The organism is Halobacillus seohaensis, assembly GCF_042663045.1.
Lineage (GTDB): Bacteria > Bacillota > Bacilli > Bacillales > Halobacillaceae > Halobacillus_A > Halobacillus_A seohaensis.
Genome location: NZ_JBHSZV010000008.1, coordinates 1 through 25744, shown reverse-complemented (window position 1 = coordinate 25744; position 25744 = coordinate 1). Strand labels below are relative to the sequence as shown.

The following is a 25744-nucleotide window of genomic DNA, read 5'->3' as shown; positions in this document are numbered from 1 at the left end:
AAATCTCATTTTTTCAGTATTATCATCCCTAATCTAATAAAATCCACGCATAATTATATGCGTGGATTTTGTTTAGTGAATACCTGTATCAGCTTGTAATTCCAGTTCCACATTTCCTGCGATTGCCCTGGAGATCATACAACTACTCTCCGCTTTTTCAACTAATGCATTAAGTCTTTTGAGCTCCTTCTCCCCTGCTTCCCTTGTTAAGAACACTCTCGGCTTATGAATGATTTTTTGATACGTGAACACACCCTCAGTTACGTCAACAATGCCTTCCGATTCCATGGCCATCTCGGCAAGCGGTAAGTTCGCACGCTCGATCAGAGCCCCTAAACTAATGATATAACAAGTCGCTGCTGCTCCTAATAGCATTTCATCAGGATTAGTACCTATGTCAGGGCCGTCCATTTCTTTTGGAATGGATATTTTCGTTTTCAATTTATCAGATTCTATATAACCAACTTCATTTCGACCACCTGGCCAATCGGCTTTTAAATGAAAATAATGTAGGACCACTGTAATCACTCCTTCGCTATTTTATTGTAAAGCATTACTTCTAATGATCAGAAGTTAATTGCCTCACTTTTCATTTTTTTACCATTTTCACAAAAAGAAATTCCCCACCGTTCGTCTTTTGATAAAACGTATGTACTGTCTCAAACCCAATCCGTTCATACACTTTGATCGCTCGTTTATTAAAGGAAGCAACAGCCAAAGTCACTTCTGAAAAAGGAATTTGCTCGCCGACGTATTTCAGCCCCTTTTCTATAAACCGCTGCCCCATCCCTCTCCCTGTGAGATCCGGACGCATCCCTAACCCTATATCAATAGTTCTTTCACCGACTATTTGCGCTGTGAAGATTCCAATAAATTCTCCGTCTTCATATGCACTATATGTATGAGGATTACGTGTGTTAGGATGAATAAACTTTTCATAATCTTCCAAGTCTGCCTTCATATCATAAAAACTATACTCTCCTTGATATTGCCATGAAACAACCTGCTTTGCTTCTTCTTGTGACATTGGTTGAAAATTCATAGGTTCCCCCCATTAAGGAGTCTCTGTCAGTTATTATCTCCCCAATCCTTTTTAAAACGATTCATTTTCAAATGCAATTGTTCAATCATTTCCAGAACCCGATTATAGTCATCAATATCTATATCTTCTGGATTCATGGTGGAAACTACTTGATTTAACATTTGAATCCGATTCTTTATATAGGTGAATTGATCGGCTCGATTATTAGCTGCTTTTCCCATCGTACCCCTCCTCTTATTATAATTAATACCCTATTTACTTACTATAACAAACCACTAGTTAAGACAATATAGATAGATACCTCTACTATAAAAATCTAACAAAAAAGCTGCAGGAATAAACCTTAAATAGTTCGGTTTTGGAGTACAAAAACATATTTAGAGGGAAAAATAGCAACAGAATTATCGGAACAATTAACATACTAAATAACATTACAATTGGTAAAGGAAAAACGCTTGGACATTTTAATATCCAAGCGTTTTTCCTTTACCTTTTCTTCTTCAACTAAGGCATCCTTTACTTGAGATCTCACCGATCATGTTCATCCCAGCTCTTACGCCTTATAAGGACGAAGGCTAAATCTAGTTCATCAATCCCGTCGGGCGTTAGCGGCTAGTGAGACTTCCCTCGCTTCTGTACGGTAAGTCAACATCGAATCACGATGTTCTCGACAGCTCAGTCCAGTCCATACGCCGCTGACCAAGGCGCCTCCGTGGAGTCTTGCGATTTCCCGGACCTCCTTGCCATTGTGAGGCAGACGGAAACCTAAGTAATTGGTTCTTCAAATTGTAGGCTATTCATAGATGAGAGTTTGCAACTGCACACTTGTTCCATATGGTGTAGTAAACACAGAAGACGACTCATGGCGGTAGGGCCGAAAGGATGGGTGGCGAGGAAACGGGGAGATTCCCAAGCCCCCCATTCGATGTGTGAGAAACGAATCCCTTTCCCAGAAGGACTATCTTCCACTATCCGTGTTCTATTGCAATGAACCTCTCTATATCAAGGATTTTAATAGGACCGCCCGCTATCAAGATTTGCATGCAAACTTAGGAATGGCTGCCTTTTCTTGAAGGGGTATCGAGACACTTTTATGGTAAAGGGGCGGAGGGAAACGGGGAGACTCCTATGGGATGTGCGGGACAGCTTAGACCCCACAGGACGAAGTCCGAGGAGGCTCAGCGCCCGCCCCATGGAAAGCGAACCGTTTCCCGCAGCCCCTAAATTCACACAAACATCTCGAATTCAAGCACAATCTCTGATTTTGTATGCTAATTTATATGTTAAATACCGATAATCGTTGATATAACAAGGAATAATAAGAGACCAAATCATATGCGATTTGGTCTCTTCATTCGTATGTTATTTCATGTTTTGTACTCGAAAACTGAACCCGTTAAATAAATCTCCTGCAGCTTTTATTAATTTTCTGTTTTCTTTTTGCCGGATAAAAACCAACCCGCGACAGCAATCCCTACTAATATCGTATAAAATGAGACTTTCCACACAGTAGAGTGAGCAAAGTGCTCATCAATTACTTGGATATTCGGGTGGGCTAAAGTAGAAACAACGAGCTTAATCCCTACCCATCCTACAATGACAAAAGCCGCAATTTCTAAACCAGGACGAGACTGCAATAGATTCACAAATACATTGGCTGCAAAACGCATGATAATAATACCAATCATTCCGCCGGCGAGAATAACTGCAAACTGTCCCCCATCAAGACTTCCTACATTCGGAAGTGGGGTAGCAGGTAAAGCAACGGCTAAAGCTACGGCTGCTAAAATGGAATCAACTGCAAAAGCTAAGTCTGCAAGCTCGACTTTGAACACCGTCATCCAGAATCCTGATCCTTTGCCTTCTGGATCCTTTTCCCCACCAGTTGTTTCATTATCACCTTTTCTTGCTCGCCATTTATCAGTTAAATGTTTTACTGAAATAAATAATAAGTACGCGGCCCCTAAAGCTTGAACTTGCCAAACATCAACGAGAAAAGAAATAACAAATAATGAAGCAAATCGAAGGACGAAGGCCCCTAACAAACCATAGAATAAGGCTTTCTTACGCTGATCTTCCGGTAAATGCTTCACCATAATGGCTAAAACTAAAGCGTTATCTGCGGCTAATATCCCTTCTAATCCTACGAGTACGATCAAAACCCAACCGTATTCTATTAATAATTGAGCATCCATCTAATCTCTCTCCTTCTAACAAAAAATGATCTCTACCTCAAAGGTAAAGATCATAAAAAAACAGACCTTTACCCATGGGTGGGTAAAGGTCTCGCTAACAACGTCCGTTGCCAATAAAGCCGGGGATCACTCCCGTAATGACGACTTTACTGTCCAGCTACTCCCCTTTAGGAAATGCTATATTCTTCCTTAATCATAGCATGGGTTCGTTATTTGTCAATTAAATTTTTAACCTTTCCCATCTCTCATTATGTGATTGCAAAAATACATCTATACTTCATTATCTATCTTTTGCAAAAAGCTTCGTAATTTCAACGATTACTTCTGTTGCTTTCACCATATTTTCTAGTGAGATGTACTCATATTTCCCATGAAAATTTTCTCCACCAGTAAACAAGTTTGGTGTAGGCAATCCCATATAGGAAAGCTGAGACCCATCCGTACCTCCTCGAATCGGATGAACGATCGGTTTAATATCAAGACTTTCCATCGCCTGATAGGCAACATCTACAATTTCCTTGACAGGGTTGATTTTATCGCGCATATTATAATATTGATCTTCCATTTCTAATTTAACAATATTCTCTCCATACTTCTCATTCAACTCCTCCACAATAATTTGGAGGTTTTCTTTTTTCATTTCAAACTTTTCTTTATCATGATCTCTCACTATATAAATTAGAGTTGCCTTTTCAACGTCTCCATTAAAAGATATTAAATGGTAAAAACCTTCATATTCTGTTGTAAACTCAGGAGACTCTTGTGTTGGTAATTGGTTAATGAATTCCATGGCTAATTTTGATGCATTGACCATTTTTCCTTTAGCCGTGCCTGGGTGTACACTGTTTCCATGAAAGGTGATTTTAGCACCAGCAGCATTAAAACTTTCGTACTGCAATTCACCAAGTGGTCCTCCATCAACCGTATAGGCGAAAGAAGCACCAAATCGCTCAACATCAAACTTATGGGGACCACGACCAATTTCTTCATCAGGTGTAAAAGCTATACGAATCTTCCCATGCTTAATTTCAGGGTGTTGAATAAGATAGTTCATAGCAGTCATAATTTCTGTTACGCCTGCCTTATTATCCGCACCTAGTAATGTCGTACCATCTGTTGTAACAAGGGTGTGTCCTTTATATGTAGTAAGTTCTTCAAAATGTTTCGGTGATAGAACAACTTCATCGTTTAAATAAATATCTCCCCCATCGTAATCTTTAACAATTTTGGGGTTGACACCTTTACCTGTGAAATCAGTAGCCGTATCGATATGAGCCAAAAAACCCATAACAGGAACGTCCTTTTCCGTATTCGAAGAAAGGGTCGCCATGACATACGCATGTTCATCAATCGTAACTTCTTCCATACCGATTTGTTGCAATTCTTCTACAAGTTGGCGTGCCAACACCCACTGCTTTTCAGTAGATGGGGTCATTTCACTATTATAATTGGATTGAGTATCTACTTTCACATAGCTTTTGAACCTTTTTAATAATTCCTCTTTCATTTAATAACACCCTTTCGTACTATTTTCTTTCATTATAACGTGTAGCCCTTTTTTATTGTAAGAAGTTCTCATTTTCCTTCATCAATTATGATCTTATAGTATACTTGTTATAGACTTTCATATTTTTGCATAATAGTGCAAGTATTAGGGAAAACACTTAAATCTATCATTACTTGAAAAGGTGGGATGACATGATACATAAACGCTGGTTCCAAGTACTAGTTGCCGGTATCTTATTTTCTTTGCTCATTTTATTACTTCACGAAATACAATACTTCTTTGATCCCTTTCTTACATACGCTGGGGCTATTGCTCTTCCTTTAATAGGCGGGGCTATTTTGTTTTATATTTCAAGACCCATCATGCATTTTCTTGAACACTATAGAATCCATAGAATATTTTCGATATTGATCGTTTTTATTCTTTTTATTTTAGCTGGTTTCTTTGTCATTCAATTTATCGCTCCTATTGCACAGCAGCAATTCACTAGACTCGTGGATAATATTCCTCGAATGAGCAATATGATTGGAGAAACAATTACGTATTGGCAGCAAAACCAAGACATCATTCCTGATCAATTTAATGGTGCTATAAATAGTGTTGTAGAAAGTCTGCAAAGCTCTCTTGATGCAGCACCCGAGGTAATCATCGACGCCATTGGCCAGTTTGTTGGCTTCGTTTTCGCGCTTGTACTTATCCCATTCTTCTTATTTTTTATGTTAAAAGATGGAGAAAAACTAATTCCTTTCTTAAAGCAATTTATGAATAAAAGAATCGGAAATAGTTTCGAAAAGCTAGCTAAGTCCATTGATCACACATTAAACTCATTTATTATTGGTCAGCTTACTGTTAGTTTTTTCGTTGGAGTAATTTTATTAGTAGGCTACTTAGTCATTCGCCTTGATTACTCTTTAACCCTTGCCCTATTCGCTATGCTAATGAATGTTATCCCTTTCGTTGGACCATTCTTAGCCGTTATTCCCGCTATACTCGTTGGTTTATTTCAGGACCCAATCATGGCGGTCTATGTTACTATTATCATGATCATTGCTCAACAGTTAGAAGGAAACTTAGTATCACCTAACGTTATGGGAAAAGCCCTCAGTATTCACCCCTTAACGATTATTACTATAATTTTAGCGGCAGGGAGTTTAGCAGGATTCCTAGGACTCCTCTTTGCGATTCCTACCTACGCGGTGCTAAAAACAATCACTAGTCATTTTTACCATGAATGGTTGGAACATAAATCAACACACGATTAAACTGAACGGATAAGCCCCGCTATTTAAACATAGCGGGGCTTGTTAGATTAGAAAGTGAGGGCCTTGCTATTTCAGCCGCTTTATTTACGTTTATGAGCTAAGCTTTCAAATGCTTCTCCCTAACCTCCTTTTCCTTATATTGAATCCAACGAAGGAAGTGAACTGCAATTGGTCTTCTAACTACAATGTTCTCAATCGCAGCCACTTTAATTCTTCCTTTTATTGGTCACTAATTATTTGGAGCGGATTATGGGTCTATGATTCCTGCACTCCAAGCCTGTAATTTCGAAAACATGGGGAGCGCAGTGGAATTGCCAATGGGATGTTTTAGGCTTAATTTATACATTTGTTAAAACTACTACATTATTTAAAATATCAGGTTTCTTGTCCTTACTAGTCATTTATTTAACGTGGAAGGGTTACAACAAACAAACCAAACCTTGGCAAAATCCCTGCAATAATTTAAAAGGACCGTTCCCTCTTTGGGAACGGTCCTTTTAAATTAAAATAGTTATTCTACTGCTTCAATCTCTCCAATTAGCTTGTCCAAAATAGCTCCGTCTACTGTAGATATCTCTTCCCTATAATAGTCACGGATTGGTTCAGCTTTTTCGCGGAAAGCATTACGCTGTTCTTCATCCAACTCAATAATTGTAGTTGCATTCTCTTCATCATTTTTGATCGTTTCTAACCATTCTTCGTTTTGGGCATTTTGTTCATCGAAAGCCCACTGTTGCATTTCTTCTGTTGTTTCATCAAGCATGGCTTGCATATCCTCTGGAAGATCGTTATACCAGCCTGTATTAACCGTAGTCATCGCCACATAGTTGTTGTGGTTAGAAATCGTCATGTAATCCTGCACTTCGTGGAAAGAAGCATCCCCAATAAAGAAGATTGGATTTTCTTGTCCCTCTACTGTACCGCGGTCAAGTGATGTATAAAGTTCAGACCAACTCATTGGTGTTGGATCAGCACCATAGGCTTTATAAGATTCTAGAATAAGCGGAGAATCTTGTGTACGCATTTTGAAGTTTTCAAAATGCGCTGGCTCTGAAATTTCACTACTAGATGTCCACTGCATAGCTCCCTCTGTCCAATAAGATAGTGGGGTAATATTATGCTCTTCATACTGTTCTTTTAGATCTGTGTTTAATGCTTCACTAGTATTAAGAATTTCTTGAGTTTTTGCTACACTATCCGGGAAAAGGAAATGCAAGGCAAAAATTTGACCTTCATTAACCATGTTTCCTGTGAAACCTGGTGACATAACAGCCATTTCAACTGTACCACTCTCTAATTGCTCTACTTGGTCTGTTTCACTTCCTAAACCGCCAAACTCATAAACTTCGATGTTAACTTGACCATCAGATTTTTCATCCATTCGATCGGCAAATTCAACTGCATACTCATACTGCACTTGACCTTCTACTTCCTCTGTGACGAATTTCCAGTCATAGCTTTCAGATCCGCTACCACTTTCTCCATCATCACCGCCACTACTTTCCTCGTTTTGACCACAAGCAGCTAAAACTAAACTAAACGTAAATGCCAATAATAAACCTAACATTTTCTTTTTGTTTAAAATGTTAATGACCTCCCATTATTTTTTATATAATCTTTCCCCATACTTTTATAAAAGCATTAGGGAAAGTTCCTCAAAATAAATAATTAAAACTGAAATAATCACCATCATAACAATGTAAGGTGGAGTACCTTTAATAACTTCTAAATAAGGTTTATTAAAAACGGCACTTGCCGTAAATATATCCACTCCAAACGGCGGCGTTGCTGAACCTAGGGCAGCCTGGAATGTAATCACCACTCCTAAATGAATAGGATCTACGCCCGCATCCATTGCAGCTGGATAGAAGATTGGTGTAAGTACTAAAATAACAACAATTGGATCTACAAACATACAGCCGACAAAGAAAAATATTGTGACCATGATAAGGACGTATATTGCAGTTGGGTCAGATCCTAATACCGTTTCTGTAATCATTTGTGGTATACGCGCAAAGGAGATCACCCATGTGAAGGCTTGTCCTCCTGCAACGAGTACAAACACAGCCGAAGTCACAAGTCCGGTAGACTTTGCAATTTCAGGAAGTTCCTTAATATGAATGGAACGATAAATAATAACTTCTAGAACAAATGCATATAACACAGATATACCTGCAGCCTCAGTCGGACTAAAAAGCCCTATATAAATCCCGCCTATGATAATGATTGGGAATCCTAGAGGTAAGATTGCTTTTTTAGTAAAATCTAACCTTTCACTCCAAGTTGCTTTCGTGGCTAAAGGAATATTTGTAACCTTTGCATAAATAATGCTGAAAATAGCAAAACTTAAAAATACAATGATACCTGGAATAATACCAGCAATAAATAAGTCTCCTACAGATGTACCTGAGACGAGTCCGTACATAATCATCCCGATACTTGGAGGAACGAGTAATGCCACATCACTTGAGTTAATGATTAAAGCCATTGCTGTAGAGTCTTTGTAGCCTATTTTAAGTAATCGCTCACGCATCGGCTTACCTATGGCTACTACTGTTGCCTGTGTAGAGCCGGAAATTGCTCCAAATAATGTACACGAAGCGGCAGTTGTAACCGCATATCCCCCACGTATGTGTCCAATAAAAGATCCAATAAAATCTAATAAACGTCTGGAAGTCTTACCCGCCGTCATAATATCAGCAGCGAATATGAATAACGGAACTGCTAGTAATACATAAGCCTCGATACCGGTTGAAAATTGCTTCATTAGAATCATCGGGTCCATTGTCGGAAAATACAAGAATACTACGATGATCGGAGCTACCATGAGCGGAATCATCATCGGAAAATTCAATAACAAAAGGACCACCATGATCGTTAGTAGGGTTGCGACCATATCGTTATCCTTTCTACAGATGTTTTAGTTAAGTAATTATAAATGTGTAGCTTCATCAATTTTTGTTTTATCTTCGTCATTATAATCTTTTGCATCGGTTCCTAAATAAACGTCTTCACGTTTAACGATATTAATCCACATATTTCTTAAAAATTGGATACCCCCCATGAAAAACCCTAAAGGAATAGCTATATAAACTATATAAGCTGGCATCTCAAGTGCTGAAGTTACTGTCCCTGATTCACGAACATTTTGCACATATAAAGCGGAATAGTAAGCTAACATAAATAATACAACAGCCACAAGGAAAGGAATGATCGTTGAAACAATTTTCCTCACTTTAAATGGAGCCAAATCGTAGAAGGCCGACATACTGATATGACGTCCTTTTCGAGCTGCATAGCTGATTCCCATGAAAGTGGCCACAATTACAGCAATCTGACTAACCTCGTTGGCAAAGAAAAGGGAGTAACTGAATATGGCACGACTTAATGCGTTACCGACCACCATCAGAGCAATTATAATAACTGAATACCCCAAAATGAATTCTTCAATTTTAAGGACGACTTTGTCTAGTACTCTGAAAAATTTCAAATGTGATTGTCCTCCTCTAATGAGCATCTTATAAGAATATTAGCCCAGTTAATATCAATAATATCGAAGAAAAACCAAACGCACAAATTGATTTATACAGTATAATCTGTTTTTAACTTTTATATATCATAGTGAGCCCCACTCAGCTATGATATATATATTTAAAGGGCCATTTAGCTATTAATACATCCATAATCCTCCATATTTATAATTTTTCTAATATTCAAATGAGATAATTGACCTATGAAAGCGTTTGTCGAGTTTAGAAAATGGGAAACTGTTGAGTTTCGAATTCTTCTAAAACTAATATTTTTGTCTATTCATTTGGAATTATCATTCGAAATATCCGTGTACAGTGTACAAAGGCAATTCCCTTTCTTTAACATTTTCACAATAATACACCTAGGAAATTAGTAATTACTTTGAGGTTCATGATGAGATTGTTAGTATTGACGGTTTGCCCAACCTTAGAAACGTGTGAAATATGTGGTAGCTAAAATAATATCTAAAAGTGTTTAGCTATTTAAGTACTTTTACCCCTTTTCTCAACCAATTAAACTATTATTTTCAAGTTTAACATTATAAATTAAGAATTTTCACACGGTTTGTTAAGGGTAAACAATTGAGCTACAATTAAAAAACAAGGAGTGATAGAGAGATGACAAAACAAGAAATTCAAGATGAAATTGCCGCCCTTAAATTAGATTACATCCAAATCCAAGGAGACCTCGATAAGCTGGAGGCCGCTGGCGCGAATGTGCAAAATGCTGAAAAACAGCTGGCTAGAATGGAAGATCAACTCCGAGATTTAAAAAAACAATTAACCGAATCTGAATAAAAAAGCGCGAGTCATCATTTTTTCTGATGACTCGCGCTTTTTTATTTTTGTTTCAATTCACTTTCATATCTTTGCTTTTCTAATTTCTCTTGAATTTTCACATGTTCTTTACTTGGAGGCGTAAGCGATACAATTATATCACCAGTTTCAACCTTAAGTTCTAGCTTATGACTGAAAAACTCAACCTTATTAGTAGGCTTTTTGACGAACACTAGCATAGCATCATCGTCCAGTTTATTGAGATAATCCTTATACGTGAATTGTCTCGTTATATTTGTTTTTCTAAAGACATATCCACTCTCTATCCGTTTATTTAACTCTTCCCATGTTGCGTCCTCAGCAATTAAAATCCGTCCACCAATCGTGTGCACAAGATCTTCGAGGTTGTCTCCCTCTCGTTTACTTAAGCTAAGTTGGAATAAGTTATTGCGTCCAAACTCTGGGACAAACGTTGTACAGACTAGTGCGTTATAAGAATCATACTCTGTAGCAGCCAACATATACTCATACGGTGTCATTTCTAAGTGGTAGTCCGTTTGTTCAGACAGGATTTCTCCATGGTATATTTTTAAACCTTGAGATCGAGCTAAGGATAACCGTTCCCAAGAGGAATCACTAATAAGAACTGGAACTTTCAACCCTTGCAGTACCTTGCCTAGTTCTGTTGAGAAAGCACTTCCTCCGGCAATGAGTACACCTGGAGGGCCTTCCATAGAAAGTCCAAGTTTCTTCGATAACCAACCGATTGAAAAACCATGGGCGACAACCGTTGTGAATACTAGAGCAAAGGTAATTGATATAAGAATAGAAGCATCTTCAAATCCAGCTTCCAGCAACACACTTGCGAAATAACTAGCTACCGTTAAGGCTACAATTCCACGAGGCGCAATCCAACTTACGAGAACCTTTTCTGATTTTGTTAAGTCCGTTCCCCATGTTGAAACTATAATCGACAGAGGGCGAACAATAAATAACATAAGAAGTACAAATCCAACAATTTCTATATTAAAAATTTCCACTAGCGTATCACGATTAAGGGACGCTGTTAACATGACGAATATCGTTGAAATTAATAATAGAGAAATATTTTCTTTGAAATGCTTCATATCTGAAATTGAAGAAATGTGCATATTTGCCATCGTCATTCCCATTGCAGTGACAGATAAAAGTCCGGTCTCATGTGTGATTTCATCTGCAATTGAAAAACAAGCAATAACAGTAGCAAAAACAACTGGTGATTTAAGGAATTCCGGTACGTACCCCGTTTCAAACATCCACCCTACACCTTTTCCTAGTCCATAACCTAGAATAACCGCGAATATAGAGGCAAGGAAGAAAGTTACAAGTTCCGAGGGAGTTCCGTTAGTACCTAACAAAAACTGGATAATTTCAAAGGCAAAAACCGCTAATAAAGCACCAATAGGGTCAATAATGATACCTTCCCATTTTAAGATTTTTGCAGGCCTTGGCTTAAGCTTTGCTTGTCTTAACAAAGGTAAGATAACAGTGGGACCCGTAACAATAAATAATCCACCTATCACAAATGCGACAGCCCAAGATAATCCAGCTACATAATGGGCTGCTAACGCCCCTAGAATCCAACTAATAAAGGCTCCAACAGTAACAATACGGAATACCGGACGCCCAAGGCCCCGAACCTCTTTAAAGTCTAAATTTAAAGCACCTTCGAATAAGATTACCGCAACAGCTAAAGATATAATCGGATTGTATAATGCTCCAAAATCTTGCTCGGGGTCAATCCAACCAAAGATCGGTCCGACTAACAAACCAGCAATAGACATAATTACAATGGCTGGTAATCTAAATCGCCACGCGACCCATTGGGCTCCTACTCCCAATAAGCCAATTAACATAAAATCAAACAACAATGAATCGATCATAACGATGTCTCCTTAACCTTCTAAAAATTGTAGGTTTTTTATCATATAGGCATATTCTATAGACCCTTTATCTTTATGTAAATTAACTTGTTCTAATCAATTATTTATTTTATTATAACCCATTTCCAAAAAGTGTTACGTTCAATACATTATTTTACTCAATAAATACGTTGACATAATTTTTTGACATTGGTACGATTACGCTTGTGTCAAATACTGAAAGCTGTGAAACGATGCCTCCTCCTCCTGTCAAAGAGGAGCTTTTTTACACTAATATATACACCCACAACCAAGAGGAGGATGACATATGAAAAGAAGAGACACAATATTCATTGGATTTATGCTATTTGCCTTATTTTTTGGTGCAGGCAATTTAATTTATCCTGTTTCTCTAGGAATGGAAGCTGGTAGCTCTTACTTTCCAGCTATTTTAGGTTTCGTTTTGACAGGTGTTGGTCTTCCCATAATCACAGTTGTTGCTATTTCACTAGTCCGAAATGGAGCTGTGGAATTAGCTAGTCGTGTGCATCCACTATTTGGAATAATATTTACTTCCATAATATATTTAGCTATCGGACCGTTCTTTGGTATTCCTCGCGCTGCCAATGTAGGGTTTGAAACCGGAGTAGCACCTTGGATTGGTGGCGTGACTACTTCTGGATTATTTGTTTTCACCTTGATTTTCTTCACTTTAGTGTTCCTTACAAGTTTAAATCCTTCTAAGTTAGTAGATCGGGTTGGCCAATGGTTAACCCCAGCTCTTTTCTTAGCCATTTTAGGATTAGTTGTCGGTAGTTTCTTTTTATTGCATGGAGATATACAACCATCTCAAGAAAAATACAGTACGCAACCATTCTCCACCGGGTTTATTGAAGGCTACCTGACTATGGATGCTATTGCATCATTGGCTTTTGGTATTATCGTAGTAACTTCCTTCCGTGACCGAGGGATATCTGATCCTAAAGAGCTGACGTACCGTACCTTACAAGCAGGATTGGTAACAGCATTAGGGTTAACCTCGGTGTATGTTTCCATCGGCTGGATTGGTGCCAAGATGGCTACAGAAGGGCAGTTTTCCAATGGAAGTGCTATTTTATCAAGTGCAGCCAACCTTATGTACGGTAATATAGGAACAATGTTATTAGGCTTAATTGTTTTACTTGCTTGTTTTACTACTTGCGTAGGGTTAACCGTAGCATGTGGACAATTCTTTTCTAACCGCTTTCGTTTATTATCCTACAAGATAGTGATTTTCATAATTACGATTATCAGCTTCTTTGTTTCAAATCTCGGTTTAAATGAAATTATTGCTTATTCTGTACCTGTCTTAGTTTTTCTATATCCAATTGCTATCGTATTAGTAATCCTTACTTTTACAGGGAATCTATTTAGACATTCTCCTTATGTTTATCGTGGTGCTGTACTGTTAACTGGTTTAATTAGTTTACGTGATGGACTAGCTGAATTCGGGTTCTCGATGAGTTTTGCTGAACCTTTCGTTAGCTTACTTCCTTTGTATACATTCAGTTTGGGATGGGTTATACCAGCGATCATAGGTGGTATAATTGGATTAGTCATTGATTATGTAAAGAATTCGGAAACAAATAGATAAAACTAAATAGACAGGGGGTGTCTTAAAGGGACATCCCCTGTTTCTTATTGGTCTAGCAACGTAACACTTACCTTCACATCGGAACGCTGTCCCCCACCTCTATATACCCCTTGTAATGGGCTAACATCTGCATAATCACGTCCAGTTCCAATTCGAATGTGATTTTCTAAAGCTTCTACGTTATTCGTTGGATCTAATCCAACCCAGCCAATCCCAGGGATCATAACTTCCACCCATGCATGAGTTGCTGAGTCACCTACAAGCGCGGAATCCTCACCGACATAGAGGTAACCACTAACGTAACGTGCCGGTATTCCTTTTGCCCTTAATACGCCGAGCATAATATGAGCATAATCCTGGCAGACTCCTGCCCTCAATGGCCATGCCTCGTGTGCTTTTGTATTCACTAGAGTCACGGTACCATCGTAAACAATTGATCGGTGAAGAAATCTTGTTAAGTCGATAGCAAATTGTACAGGATCTGTTGCTTCACCAATAGTTTGAACGATTTCTTCCACTTGGTGTTTATATAAAAATGTATAAACAGTGTCATTTAAATACGGCAAATAATGATCATGGAAGAGTTCTGAATGAAAGATCCTTCTCATTTCATCGGTATATTTCAACATATGAATGAATGGGCTCTTCTGAATACTAACTGTTGAGATTGTTTTGAAGACTAAATCTTTGTGCTTATGTGCAATAAAAAACGTTTCTACATGATTACCCCAAAGATCTATGTGTTCCTTCGTCAAGGAAGCTGGAGTAATCTCCGTCCGATAGGAGATTAGCCTTTGACATTCATCTGTTCGAGGTTTTAAACGAACAGTATTCATACTTTGGTCAACATCATTGTCATAGTAGAAATAGTTGGTATGTTCAATTAAATACTTCATGCTCTTTCTCTCCTTCTTACCCTTTCAATGACTAGCGTGCACAGGCTCAATCAGGTAATAAGTCTCCGAAAACTTTCGGCTTACTTTATGGCAATCCTCTTGAAAAGTATCTAGAAATGCCATTAGTTCCCGCATGCTCATACCGGAAATGTCGGTTCGGCCAATTTCTTCTTGAATACCTGCTAGAAGCTGAAAAAGATCCTCTGAGTAGTGAGAAACCTTCCCTGATTCTAGGTTATGAATTGCATACATTATGTGATCCACACAGTATCGAATAGATCTTGGGAAATTTCTATTTTCTATTAAAAAAGTAAGAACATCTTTAGGATTCATTGTAGGAGGATGTTCTTTAATATAAGAGTCATGTCCATTAACGATTTGTAGTGCCGTCAGCCAGTAGTAATAATTTTCCGTATCTGTACTATTTTTTTCTCTTAACGTCTTCTCGCAAATGACATTTAAAATCCGGGCTGTTTTTTCTGCTCGTTCTATCCATTTACCTATTTTGATAAATGAATAGGGAATTCCTCTTATCATTGTAGATTCTATGATTCCTTGAGAAGTCATAGACATCTGAATTATATCTTTTAAATGTTCATGAGTCGATTGAGATGGCAATTGTTCTTGGAGAGCTTTTTTCTCCAGGTAAAATCGATTTATTAACTGCCAAAGCTCGTCCGGGATATGGTCCCGTGTTGCCTTCGCATTTTCTCGGGCATAAATCATGCTATTTTGTAAAGAATTATAATTACTAGGGTTGATAGTAAGATATTGAATCAAAGTATCCTTATCAAGACGAGCATATTGCTCATAATATTCCTCTTTAGATGCACATATTTCTAAAATTTCTTCCCAATCACGATCGATGACCTGTTCATCAGAAGCTTCCAACATATGAATAAGCTGCGTACTTAAGATCCTTGCATTGTTTTCAGAACGTTCTATATTTCGAGCCATCCAATATAATGAATCAGCGACTCGACTAAGCATGATTCATCCCTCCTTCCGCTAGTACCCATGTGTCTTTCCCGCCGCCACCTTGAGAAGAGTTAACAACAAGGGATCCTTTCTTCAAAGCAACTCGAGATAATCCCCCTGGTAAAACATGCGAAGTTGAACCATTCATAACAAATACACGTAAATCGACATGACAAGGATAGAATTCTCCCTTTTGAAAGGATGGCGCTCTCGATAATTTAATAGTTGGTTGAGCAATGTACTGACTAGGTCTCTCGATTATCTTTCTGCGAAACTCACTTCTTTCTCCTTCTGTTGACTGAGGTCCAATTAACATATCATAACCTCCAGAAGCCCCAACATTTTTGACAACGAGTTTCTCTAGGTTTTCTAATGTATATTCTAGCTGCTCAGGGTCTCGCAAAAAGTAGGTTTCCACATTTTTAATCAAAGGTTCTTCATCTAAATAATAACGGATCATGTCAGGTACATATGCATACATTGCTTTATCATCAGCTACCCCGTTACCTATCCCATTTAGAATCGCAACATTTCCCTTTCGATAAGCCCTTAATAAGCCTCGTACTCCTAGTGAAGAATCAGGTCTAAATGCCTCTGGATCTAAAAATTCATCATCAATTCTTCGGTAAATTATATCTACACGTTGCAATCCACGAATCGTCTTCATGTAAACCATGTCATCTTTTACAATTAGATCCCTGCCTTCAACTAATTGAACACCCATCTGTTGAGCTAAGAATATATGGTCATAATAAGCAGAGTTATACATTCCTGGTGTGAGAAGTACTGCACGTGGTTGACCTATTGTATTCTTAGGAGCATGACTAATTAAGGATCCATGAAGGTCTTGAAATTGATGTTCCAGAGTCCGTATAGAATGTTGGTAGAATAGTTCTGGATAAACCTGACGCATAACATAACGGTTTTGAAACACGTACGACATCCCGGAAGGATTACGCAAATTATCCTCTAAAACTCGGTATTCTCCGTTTTCATCACGAATTAAGTCAATGCCAGCTAAAAATATATGGTTTTTCATAGGAATTTCTAAACCCGAAACCTGTTTGTTGTAAAAATAAGGATTATCTCGGAAAAGATCCTCAGGGATGACCCCGTCATGAACGATCTCCTGATTATGGTAAATATCATCCAAAAATCGATTGAGTGCTTCCATCCTCTGTATCATGCCTTTTTCAATCTTACTCCACTGTTCGCTCGGTATAATAATCGGAACGAAGTCAAAAGGCATCGTACGCTCGGTTCCTCCTGCATCATTATATACTGTAAATGTAATTCCTTGTCTCAAAAAATTTAATTGTGCAGTTTCATTCTTTTCACGAAGCTGATCATAAGATACATCACCAATTAAATCGTAAAAAGATTTATAATGCGGTTTAGGTGTACCTCTAGGATCCATCATTTCATCAAAAAATGTACCTACTTCATAGTTTTTTAGCATCTCTAGCTCTCCCCCTAATTTTACACTATGTAGAAAACTATACCCTAAAATTTGATAGAATAGTCAAAAAATTATGAAGTAAATTCAAAAAAACCCCCAAAGTCATCTTTAAAGTAGATGACTTTGAGGGGTCCTTATGGTTAAATAGTAATTACAATTTTACCTACAGCATGATGAGTCTCACTTAATTCGTGAGCTTCTCTTAAGCTTGCTTCACTAAAGTCGAAATGGTGGCCAACTTTAGAAACCATCTCACCTTTCACCATTAAATTAGCTAACTGTGCCAACTTTTCACCATCTGGTTCTAACCAAACAAAAGCTCCCTCTACTTCATGCTCCTGCATAGTTCCTTCGTCAGGCGGTTGAACGATGGAAGCCAATCTTCCACCTTTTTTTAAAATGCCGAAACTTTTCTCCTGAATCTCACCACCTAATGTATCAATGACAATATCGAAATCACTCAATACATTTGCAAAGTCTTCTTCCTTATAATTAATGAAACGATCAACTCCTAGTTTCTCTACCCACTCTTGATTCCTACCACTAGCTGTTGTTGCTACATACGCACCAAATGATTTTGCTATTTGGATGGCATAATGTCCTACTCCACCTGAACCCGCATGGACAAGAACCTTATCCCCTTCTTGGATGTTAGCAAAGTCAACAAGACACTGTCTTGCTGTTAATCCAGCTAAAGGAACAGCCGCTGCTTCCTCATAAGAAACTTCCTCAGGAATATGAGATAGTAAGTTCTCATCTACAGCTGTATACTCCGCATAGGTACCAAATCTTGATAGCTCTGGACGTGCAAATACGCGGTCTCCTACTTTAAACTTTTGCACATCAGCGCCCACGTCCTTTATAATACCAGCAGCATCCCACCCTAATGTAATCGGAAAATCAAAATCCAGTTTTTCTTGTAAATAACCTTCTCTTAACTTCCAATCTATTGGATTAATAGAAGTCGCATGCAACTCAATTAACACTTGATTATCTTCTATTTTAGGGATAGGTACTTCCCTTTCTACTAGTTTTTCTTTGCCTCCATATTGTTCAATGACTACAGCTCTCATAAAACACTCTCCTCTTAAAATACTCTCTATATTTTTCCCCTATCAAATCATTTAAAACATGGTAAGATAGGGAAAGCATTTGAAAAGGATGATCTAATTATGATGGAACAAGCCCAAAAGCTTTTACAAGATTATTATGGATTTGCTTCTTTTCGTCCTGGACAAGAAGTAGCGATTCAACAAGTTTTAGATCAACAAAACACATTAGCCGTTATGCCAACTGGTGGTGGTAAATCTTTATGTTATCAAATACCCGGTCTGACTTTAGATGGCACAGCAATTATCATATCTCCACTCATCTCATTAATGAAAGATCAGGTAGACGCTCTTACTTCTTATGGTATTGCCGCCACTTATATAAATAGCTCTCTTTCTTTTGAAGAACAGCGAGAACGAATTCACGCCATGGAGAAAGGACACTATAAGTTCGTCTATGTAGCTCCAGAGAGATTTGACTCTCGTTCTTTCCTTTCAACACTTCGTAGTATTAATTTATCTTTAATCGCTTTTGATGAGGCGCACTGCATCTCCCAATGGGGACACGACTTCCGACCAAGTTACCGTTCTATTGTTCAAACGCTTGATCAAATTCCTAACCTCCCTATTGTTATGGGATTAACAGCTACCGCAACCCAGGAAGTCATTCGCGACATCAAACAGTTGATAAACGTGTCCGACGACTCAGTTGTTAATACTGGATTTGCTCGTGACAACCTTTCTTTTCGAATCATTAAAGGAAGAGATAAACGTGAATTTTTACTCGAATATCTGAAACAGCGCCCTCAAGAGGCAGGTATTATATATACATCCACAAGAAAGGATGCCGATCACCTGCAAAATTTTTTCGAGAAAAAGGGTTACTCCATCGGAAAGTATCACGCAGGTATGACGGAGCAACAAAGAAAAGATATGCAAAGTAATTTCGTAAATGATGAAATTACGACTATTGTTGCAACAAATGCGTTTGGTATGGGAATCGATAAATCAAACGTCCGTTATGTCATTCACTATTCGATGCCAATGAATCTAGAGTCTTATTACCAAGAGGCGGGACGTGCAGGACGAGATGGTGAACCCGGAGACTGTGTGGTTTTATTTTCCGGACAAGATATCCACTTGCAGCGTTTTTTAATTGACCAGTCGATGATGGATGATAATAAAAAACAAGATGAATACCGCAAGCTACAATCAATGGTCAACTACTGTCATACACACATGTGCTTACAACAATATATCCTCGAATACTTTGATGACCCTTTCACGACTCAAGCATGCGGAAAGTGTTCCAATTGCTTACACGAAGGTGAAGAAAAGGATATGACGCGTGAAGCACAAATGGTCCTTTCTTGTGTCAAACGGATGGGAGAACGGTTTGGAGCGGGTTTAACTGCTAAAGTTTTACGCGGATCCTCGGATCAAAAGGTGAAGCAGTTTAGGTTCCACAAGCTTTCTACTTATGGCATTCTGTCTCATTATACTGAAAGGGATTTAACTCGATTTATTAATTTCTTAACAGCGGAAGGTTTACTAACTCCTGGTCAAGGACGCTATCCAATTCTGCAGTTAACCGAACAATCCGTTAGTGTCTTAAAAAACGAACATCCTGTGAAAATGCTTGTAGAAACAACAACGGCAGATCAAGCTATCAATTATGATACTGAGAAGTTTGAAGAGCTGCGTAAGTTACGTAAATTTATTGCTGATCAAGCGAAACTACCGCCTTACGTAATTTTCTCTGATGCTACTCTAAAGGAGTTCACAATTTATTTGCCTAATAGCCGGGAAGAAATGCTTGGAATAAAAGGGGTCGGAGAGCAAAAATTCGATCAATATGGGGAAAGATTTTTAGAACTGCTAACTCCTTGGGCGGAGGAGGTAAGTGAACGTCCTTCTCCCCCTTCCCAACCAACTTTTAAAAAAAGGAATCCTCGCACTCCTGAATCAGGTACGAGTCATGAGGAATCCTTTAACATGTGGCAAAAGCAGCAAATGACGATTGAGGAAATAGCAGAGAATCGTGAGTTAAGCGTGCAAACGATTGAAAACCATTTATTTCGATGTATGAAAGAAGGTTCTAATGTCGATTGGGAAGAATGGTTTTCCGATGAACAGGAATCGGCCGTGTTAATGGCCCATAGTCAATTAGAAGAAAAGCGACTAAAGCCTTTAAAAGATGCACTACCTGAAGAATACTCTTACCGCTTAATAAAAGCCGTATTAGTTAAACATGGATATTTAGATTAGATACGTGACCGGGCCTTAGAGGCTCGGTCTTTTTGACAGGAAATGATTTGATTCGTATCTTTTACTTATTGACACCACTGACTTTATAATAAAAACAGGAGGCGAAATTCAATGAAACTTGAAGATGTAAAAAGGTTGGATCAGCAAGATAAACTTCATTCCTATAAAGAAGAATTCCACTGCGATTCAAACACTTATTATATGGATGGAAACTCTCTAGGCTTACTCTCTAAGCGTTCTGAACAAACGTTACTTACCTCATTAGAAGATTGGAAGCAGTTTGGAATTGAGGGATGGACAGACGGAAAACAACCCTGGTATTACATGTCGGAAAAACTTGGCGAAATGACTTCTCCATTAATTGGTGCAAAGCCTGAGGAAGTCATTAATACAGGTTCAATAACTACTAACCTCCATCAACTCTTGGCCACTTTCTATAAACCTAGCGGCAAACGAAATAAGATTATCGCTGATGCACTCAATTTTCCATCTGATATTTATGCAATCAAAAGTCAGCTGGAACTTCATGGTCTTCATCCAACGGAACACCTTATCCAAGTAAAGAGCACTGACCAATATACTCTTTCTGAAGAAGACATTATTGCAGCGATGGATGAGGAAGTAGCGTTACTTTTACTACCGTCAGTTCTTTATCGTAGTGGACAATTGCTTGATATCGAACGAATTACCAAAGCTGCTCATAGTCACAACATTGTCGTTGGTTTCGATTTAGCCCATTCAATTGGCGCTCTTCCTCATAAACTTAACGAATGGGGAGTCGATTTTGCCGTTTGGTGTACATATAAATATTTAAATAGCGGACCTGGTGGCGTTGGTGGCCTTTTCGTTCATGAAAAACACCTTGGTAGAAAACCAGGTTTAGCAGGTTGGTTCAGTTCCAGCAAAGACAAGCAGTTTGACATGGAACACGACCTTACACATGCTCAGACAGCAGGTGCCTTTCAAATCGGCACACCCCATATTCTTAGTTCAGCTCCCTTGCTCGGATCTTTAGAAATTTTTCAAGAAGCCGGGATCAATGAGATTAGGAAAAAGTCGTTGCAACTAACTCGTTGTCTTATGGATTTGATTTCTGAAAAATTAGCAACGTACAATTTAAAAATTGTTAATCCTACGGAAGACCATCGACGAGGCGGGCATATTAGTCTTGTTCACCCTGAAGCAGCCAGCCTTTGCAAAGCCTTAAAGCAACAGGGCGTCATCCCAGACTTCCGCGCCCCTAACGTGATTAGACTTGCACCAGTTGCTCTGTATGTTTCGTTTGAAGATGTATACAATGTGGTATTAATATTAAAGGATATTTTAGATAACGATAAACAAAAGAGTTTTTCCAATGAACGAGGCACGATTGCGTAAGGAGGAATCTAGTATATGAAACTAATTGATATTTCCATGCCACTAAACAATTCGACTCCCCCTTGGCCTGGTGATCAGACTTTTTGCTATAAATTGACGTGGGGAATGGATGAAACTGGTTCTGTTAACGTAGGACAATTTCAATCCAGTAATCACTCAGGAACACATGTTGATGCCCCCTTTCATTATGATAACCGTGGTGCGAAGATTGCTGATCTTCCCATTGAACGTTTTGTAGGCCAGGCTCTTGTCATTAATATGGAAGGAAAATCGACCATTCACGCAAAAGATTTAGAGCCATTCCGGTTTGAAGGTGTAGATAAAGTACTTTTCCGTTCTGTGAGTTGGAGAAATCGAGGTGAATTCCCTGAAAATTATACAGTGATCGGAGAAGATGTCGCTTCCTTTTTGAAAGAAGAAGGTATAGATTTAATTGGTGTTGATACACCTTCAGTTGATCCAGAAACGAGTAAAGAGCTAACCGCTCACCATTCTTTATATGCGGAGGACATTCTAATTCTAGAGGGTATTGTTCTTGATCATGTGGCTCCAGGAACTTATGAGTTAACAGCTCTCCCCTTAAAAATGGATGATGCTGATGGTAGCCCAGTTCGTGCTGTATTAAGACAAAAATAAAGAGTAAGGCGCTAATATGAAGCGCCTTACTCTTTTTCTTTTATTTTTTCTTTGTTATTTTTTGATCTATGGCCATTTGCTTAGCCACACGAGGTGCAAGCCAAATCATTGGTAACAATATCAGGGATACAGGCACTGCTGTAACCACAATGAAATTTTGTAATTGGGTGATCCCACTATTTCCTGTAATCAGTAAGATTGCTGCAACAGAACCCATAATAACTGCCCAGAAAATACGCAACCATTTTTTAGGATTTCCTTCCCCGGTAACAGCCATTGCAATTGTATACGACATTGAATCACTTGTAGTAACAACAAACAATATCGTTAGAAGTAAGAACAACGGTGAAATTATAGAAGCTAAGGTAAACTGTTCTGTAATAGCAAACATTGCTGCAGGATTACCCGCTTCGCTTAACGCCTCTGAAATAGAGCCAGGATTCTGCAGTTCAAAGAATATTCCAGACCCACCTAGGATTGTAAACCAAAACGTAGAAATCACGGGAGCAATAATAGATACAGAAACAATAATTTCACGTATCGTACGACCTCGAGAAATCCGACTGACTAAAATCGCCATCATCGGTCCGTATCCAATAAACCAACCCCAGAAGAAAACAGTCCAAAGGGATAACCAATCATTATCTCCACGGAAAGTACTCATCGGAATAAATTGATCCACGTAAAAACCAAATGACGAAACGAAGTTATTAATTATAAATCCACCCGGTCCAAAAATAAGGATGAAAATCATCAATCCTATCGCAAGCCTCACATTGAAACTGCTTAAGATCTGAATCCCTTTATATAAACCTGTAACAGCAGAAATGGTTGAAATTAATACTACAGCAAAAATTACGGTGAATTGTGTACTGAAATTGTTTGGTATACCAAATATTTCTTGCATACCATAACTTGCTTGTAGTCCAAGAAATCCAATAGGTCCAATGGTTCCTGCAGCAACTGCAATAATTGAGAAAGCATCAACTAATGTTCCGAACCAATTATCACGAATCTTTTCCCCAAAGATCGGATAAAGAAGCGTTCTTGGTTTCAATGGCATACCTTTTTGATAGTGACCGTACATCATCACAACAGCACTAATAGTACCAAGGATCGCCCAAGCAAGAAAGCCCCAGTGCATAAAACTTTGAGCTAGTGCTGAATCAATGGCCGCTTCTGTACCAGCTTCTATTCCTAAACTAGATAAAAACGGGGGAACCGTTAAAAAGTGGTACATAGGCTCAGCTGCAGCCCAAAAGACTCCGCCGCCAGCTAATAAAGTAGCCATTATAATCGACAGCCATTTATAAGTGCTTAATTCAGGTTTGTCTTGTCCTCCCATTTTGATTTTTCCATACTTAGAGAACGCCAGCCATAGTCCTACAAAAAAAGTAGCAAGCATTAACAATTGCCAGAATGCCCCAAAATAAGTGGCAGACCAACCAAAAGTGGTACTAACAAATGTTTCAATCCACGAGATATTGATAAGGGCCATAATAACGAATAAGACTAGAGCACCACCGCTAATTATAAAGACGGGCCAGTCTACTCGACCATTTTGTTTTTCCTTCATAAAGAACTCCTTTAGTTAACTTTAATTTTTTACACAATAAAATACTTTACCATCCTCATTAGTATTATGTAAAGATATAAATATTTCATGTATTAAAAAAGATTACAGTTTAGAATTTACTGTAATCTTTTTTCTGATTTTTTATTTATGATCAAATTTCAAACTTCCCATAGACGATTAAAAAATTTTCCCCATGATTTCTTCACGATCTTTGTGGCGTGCCTGACAATCGTTACAAAGGGTCAATTCGGCTTCTTTTCTCGATGTTAAAATAACTCCACAGCTACTACACTTTCCAAAATCGTTTGGGTTGGACTGAAATCCTGGCAGTTCACTCTCTGAACTTGGCATATGTCCACCTCCTTTGAGTTACCTACCCTTATTTATACCCGTATTGATAAGACTCAATCCATCACGATCGACCTTCAGAGAGATTCTTGTTATTTGCGAGCAGAGTGAACTTTCCCTCCAAAAAAGCGAGCCGAATAATCTAACGAGTTCTGTTGCCTATTAAAATGACCCTCAATTTTCGCACTTTCATGTAAAATAAATGCGGTGATTGTGAAAAAGTGAACTTAAACCAACTCCACAGATTAAGAAAGACTCAACTTCAGATATTCCGATGGTTTCCGTTACAAAGGATGGCGTTTAAAGGTCCAGGAAAACACTCACTTTCCGCAGGGAATCCGGCAAGCCTCCTCGAGCTAAAGCCGAGGCTGCTGAAAAACTGATAATATAAGAGAACAAAAACTAAATCAATCAATATATAGAGGGAAATGTCAATGAGATCACCGATATAAAGTAGGTGGTCCCATTGTATTTTTCTTTGTAAAGACTTTTTCAGTGGCCTCCTAAAGCTCTGCGGGGTCTCGCCAGTCTATCCTTTCCCGTAGGAGTATCGAGGTTTCCCACCCCCATAACTATGAAGAGCGGAACGGAACTTTTTATATGGAAATCAGGGGTGCTGTCTGAATATTGCCATTGAAATGATTTATTTGTGTCATAAAATTGACCCACTTCTGTCATTAAAAGGCCCTGATTCAAAACGGTTTTCACAAGGTGAGTTGGTGATGGTAGACATACACATCAGGTCAACTCCTAGTGCCGTTTATGGCCTGAAATTATTGCCACAGAGTTTTTTTAAGGTCCCTTACTAGGTACACTTCATATAAACAGGCTATCACACCCTATTATTAACAACTTATCTAATGGCTCAATAGATCTGTATGATGGCCATATTCCCTGGTCTGCATCAAGCTTCAATAGGCGTTATATCAGACATCTCATACTTTAACAAAAACGGAGAACAGCATGATTCCTATGGAAATATACGGAAAGGGGCGGTGGGGAAGGCGGAATCTCCTGTGGGTACGCGGGGAGGTTACTGAAAAAGTGTTTACATTTAACACAGGCAAAGAATCACAGTCAACATGTTGATGTTAAAGAAGAAATCACTCGCGTATATAGTTGTTGGTTGAGTTAATTCTCTTATTAAATTCACTTTTTCTGTGGCCTCATTCTCCTATCTCGGGGGTTCGTTCATTTCCATGTCGAATGGGGTGGCTTTGAAACGACGAGACTCCCGCGGGAGAAGGGGGAGGCTGCTGAAAAAGTCCCTAAAGATAAAAAAATGCCCAAAAGACTTCGCCATTGTCTTA

The 25744-nt window shown here is 38.5% G+C and carries 21 protein-coding genes; 6 read left to right on the top strand and 15 right to left on the bottom strand.

Annotated elements, in window-relative coordinates; translation table 11 throughout:
• Nucleotides 1–72: 72 nt before the first annotated feature.
• The 5 genes from ACFQIC_RS03115 to pepT all read right to left on the bottom strand — a co-directional run bounded on the left by ACFQIC_RS03115 (nt 73) and on the right by pepT (nt 4744).
• Nucleotides 73–519, bottom strand: coding sequence for an OsmC family protein (locus tag ACFQIC_RS03115; protein ID WP_204711369.1), 447 nt, complete (start codon nt 517–519; stop codon nt 73–75).
• A 70-nt stretch (nt 520–589) separates the two neighbouring features.
• Nucleotides 590–1042: a GNAT family N-acetyltransferase gene (locus ACFQIC_RS03110; RefSeq protein ID WP_204711368.1), complete on the bottom strand. Its 453-nt coding sequence runs from the start codon at nt 1040–1042 to the stop codon at nt 590–592.
• Between the two features lie 26 nt (nt 1043–1068).
• Entirely contained in the window at nt 1069–1263 is a 195-nt protein-coding gene (locus ACFQIC_RS03105) for an SE1561 family protein (RefSeq protein ID WP_204711367.1), read from the bottom strand.
• Nucleotides 1264–2463: 1200 nt separating this feature from the next.
• Nucleotides 2464–3237: a TerC family protein gene (locus ACFQIC_RS03100; protein WP_204711366.1), complete on the bottom strand. Its 774-nt coding sequence runs from the start codon at nt 3235–3237 to the stop codon at nt 2464–2466.
• A 280-nt stretch (nt 3238–3517) separates the two neighbouring features.
• Nucleotides 3518–4744 carry a peptidase T gene (gene pepT, locus ACFQIC_RS03095; protein ID WP_204711365.1) on the bottom strand — a complete coding sequence of 409 codons (1227 nt, stop codon included), beginning with the start codon at nt 4742–4744 and terminating at the stop codon, nt 3518–3520.
• Nucleotides 4745–4935: 191 nt separating this feature from the next.
• On the opposite strand from pepT, the gene ACFQIC_RS03090 reads away from it, so the two are divergent.
• Nucleotides 4936–6006, top strand: a complete 1071-nt coding sequence (locus ACFQIC_RS03090) for an AI-2E family transporter (protein WP_204711363.1) — start codon at nt 4936–4938, stop codon at nt 6004–6006.
• Between the two features lie 511 nt (nt 6007–6517).
• Here ACFQIC_RS03090 and ACFQIC_RS03085 read toward each other — a convergent pair.
• From ACFQIC_RS03085 to ACFQIC_RS03075, 3 genes are all read right to left on the bottom strand, one after another.
• Nucleotides 6518–7573: a DctP family TRAP transporter solute-binding subunit gene (locus tag ACFQIC_RS03085; RefSeq protein WP_204711362.1), complete on the bottom strand. Its 1056-nt coding sequence runs from the start codon at nt 7571–7573 to the stop codon at nt 6518–6520.
• Between the two features lie 63 nt (nt 7574–7636).
• Nucleotides 7637–8902, bottom strand: a complete 1266-nt coding sequence (locus tag ACFQIC_RS03080) for a TRAP transporter large permease (protein WP_204711361.1) — start codon at nt 8900–8902, stop codon at nt 7637–7639.
• Between the two features lie 36 nt (nt 8903–8938).
• The gene (locus tag ACFQIC_RS03075) at nt 8939–9496 is read right to left on the bottom strand and encodes a TRAP transporter small permease (protein ID WP_204711360.1); all 558 of its coding nucleotides are present in this window, start codon (nt 9494–9496) and stop codon (nt 8939–8941) included.
• 658 nt (nt 9497–10154) lie between these two features.
• Here ACFQIC_RS03075 and ACFQIC_RS03070 point away from each other — a divergent pair.
• Nucleotides 10155–10334 (top strand): SE1832 family protein, encoded by a 180-nt coding sequence (locus tag ACFQIC_RS03070; RefSeq protein ID WP_204711359.1) that lies wholly within the window; start codon nt 10155–10157, stop codon nt 10332–10334.
• A 41-nt stretch (nt 10335–10375) separates the two neighbouring features.
• Here the strand turns inward: ACFQIC_RS03070 and ACFQIC_RS03065 are convergent, their stop codons facing one another.
• Nucleotides 10376–12235, bottom strand: coding sequence for a cation:proton antiporter (locus tag ACFQIC_RS03065; RefSeq protein ID WP_204711358.1), 1860 nt, complete (start codon nt 12233–12235; stop codon nt 10376–10378).
• Nucleotides 12236–12542: 307 nt separating this feature from the next.
• Here ACFQIC_RS03065 and brnQ point away from each other — a divergent pair, with 307 nt between their 5' ends.
• Nucleotides 12543–13847: a branched-chain amino acid transport system II carrier protein gene (gene brnQ, locus ACFQIC_RS03060; protein WP_204711357.1), complete on the top strand. Its 1305-nt coding sequence runs from the start codon at nt 12543–12545 to the stop codon at nt 13845–13847.
• Between the two features lie 44 nt (nt 13848–13891).
• On the opposite strand, the gene ACFQIC_RS03055 is transcribed toward brnQ, so the two are convergent.
• The 4 genes from ACFQIC_RS03055 to ACFQIC_RS03040 form a co-directional block, all read right to left on the bottom strand.
• Nucleotides 13892–14743: a transglutaminase family protein gene (locus tag ACFQIC_RS03055; protein WP_204711355.1), complete on the bottom strand. Its 852-nt coding sequence runs from the start codon at nt 14741–14743 to the stop codon at nt 13892–13894.
• Between the two features lie 24 nt (nt 14744–14767).
• Entirely contained in the window at nt 14768–15733 is a 966-nt protein-coding gene (locus ACFQIC_RS03050; RefSeq protein WP_204711354.1) for an alpha-E domain-containing protein, read from the bottom strand.
• Nucleotides 15726–17180 carry a circularly permuted type 2 ATP-grasp protein gene (locus tag ACFQIC_RS03045; RefSeq protein ID WP_204711353.1) on the bottom strand — a complete coding sequence of 485 codons (1455 nt, stop codon included), beginning with the start codon at nt 17178–17180 and terminating at the stop codon, nt 15726–15728. The genes ACFQIC_RS03050 and ACFQIC_RS03045 overlap by 8 nt, the downstream gene beginning before the upstream one ends.
• Before the next feature lie 140 nt (nt 17181–17320).
• The gene (locus tag ACFQIC_RS03040) at nt 17321–18253 is read right to left on the bottom strand and encodes an NADP-dependent oxidoreductase (protein WP_204711352.1); all 933 of its coding nucleotides are present in this window, start codon (nt 18251–18253) and stop codon (nt 17321–17323) included.
• 99 nt (nt 18254–18352) lie between these two features.
• Between ACFQIC_RS03040 and recQ the strand changes: the two genes are divergently transcribed.
• The 3 genes from recQ (at nt 18353) to kynB (ending at nt 22510) form a co-directional block, all read left to right on the top strand.
• Complete coding sequence (recQ, locus tag ACFQIC_RS03035; RefSeq protein ID WP_204711351.1) at nt 18353–20497, top strand: DNA helicase RecQ; 2145 nt, start codon at nt 18353–18355, stop codon at nt 20495–20497.
• Nucleotides 20498–20608: 111 nt separating this feature from the next.
• Nucleotides 20609–21874, top strand: a complete 1266-nt coding sequence (gene kynU / locus ACFQIC_RS03030) for a kynureninase (protein ID WP_204711350.1) — start codon at nt 20609–20611, stop codon at nt 21872–21874.
• Nucleotides 21875–21889: 15 nt separating this feature from the next.
• Entirely contained in the window at nt 21890–22510 is a 621-nt protein-coding gene (gene kynB / locus ACFQIC_RS03025; RefSeq protein WP_204711349.1) for an arylformamidase, read from the top strand.
• 40 nt (nt 22511–22550) lie between these two features.
• On the opposite strand, the gene ACFQIC_RS03020 is transcribed toward kynB, so the two are convergent.
• Entirely contained in the window at nt 22551–24086 is a 1536-nt protein-coding gene (locus ACFQIC_RS03020; RefSeq protein ID WP_204711348.1) for a BCCT family transporter, read from the bottom strand.
• A gap of 177 nt (nt 24087–24263) precedes the next feature.
• The gene (locus tag ACFQIC_RS03015) at nt 24264–24437 is read right to left on the bottom strand and encodes a hypothetical protein (RefSeq protein WP_204711346.1); all 174 of its coding nucleotides are present in this window, start codon (nt 24435–24437) and stop codon (nt 24264–24266) included.
• Nucleotides 24438–25744: the final 1307 nt, after the last annotated feature.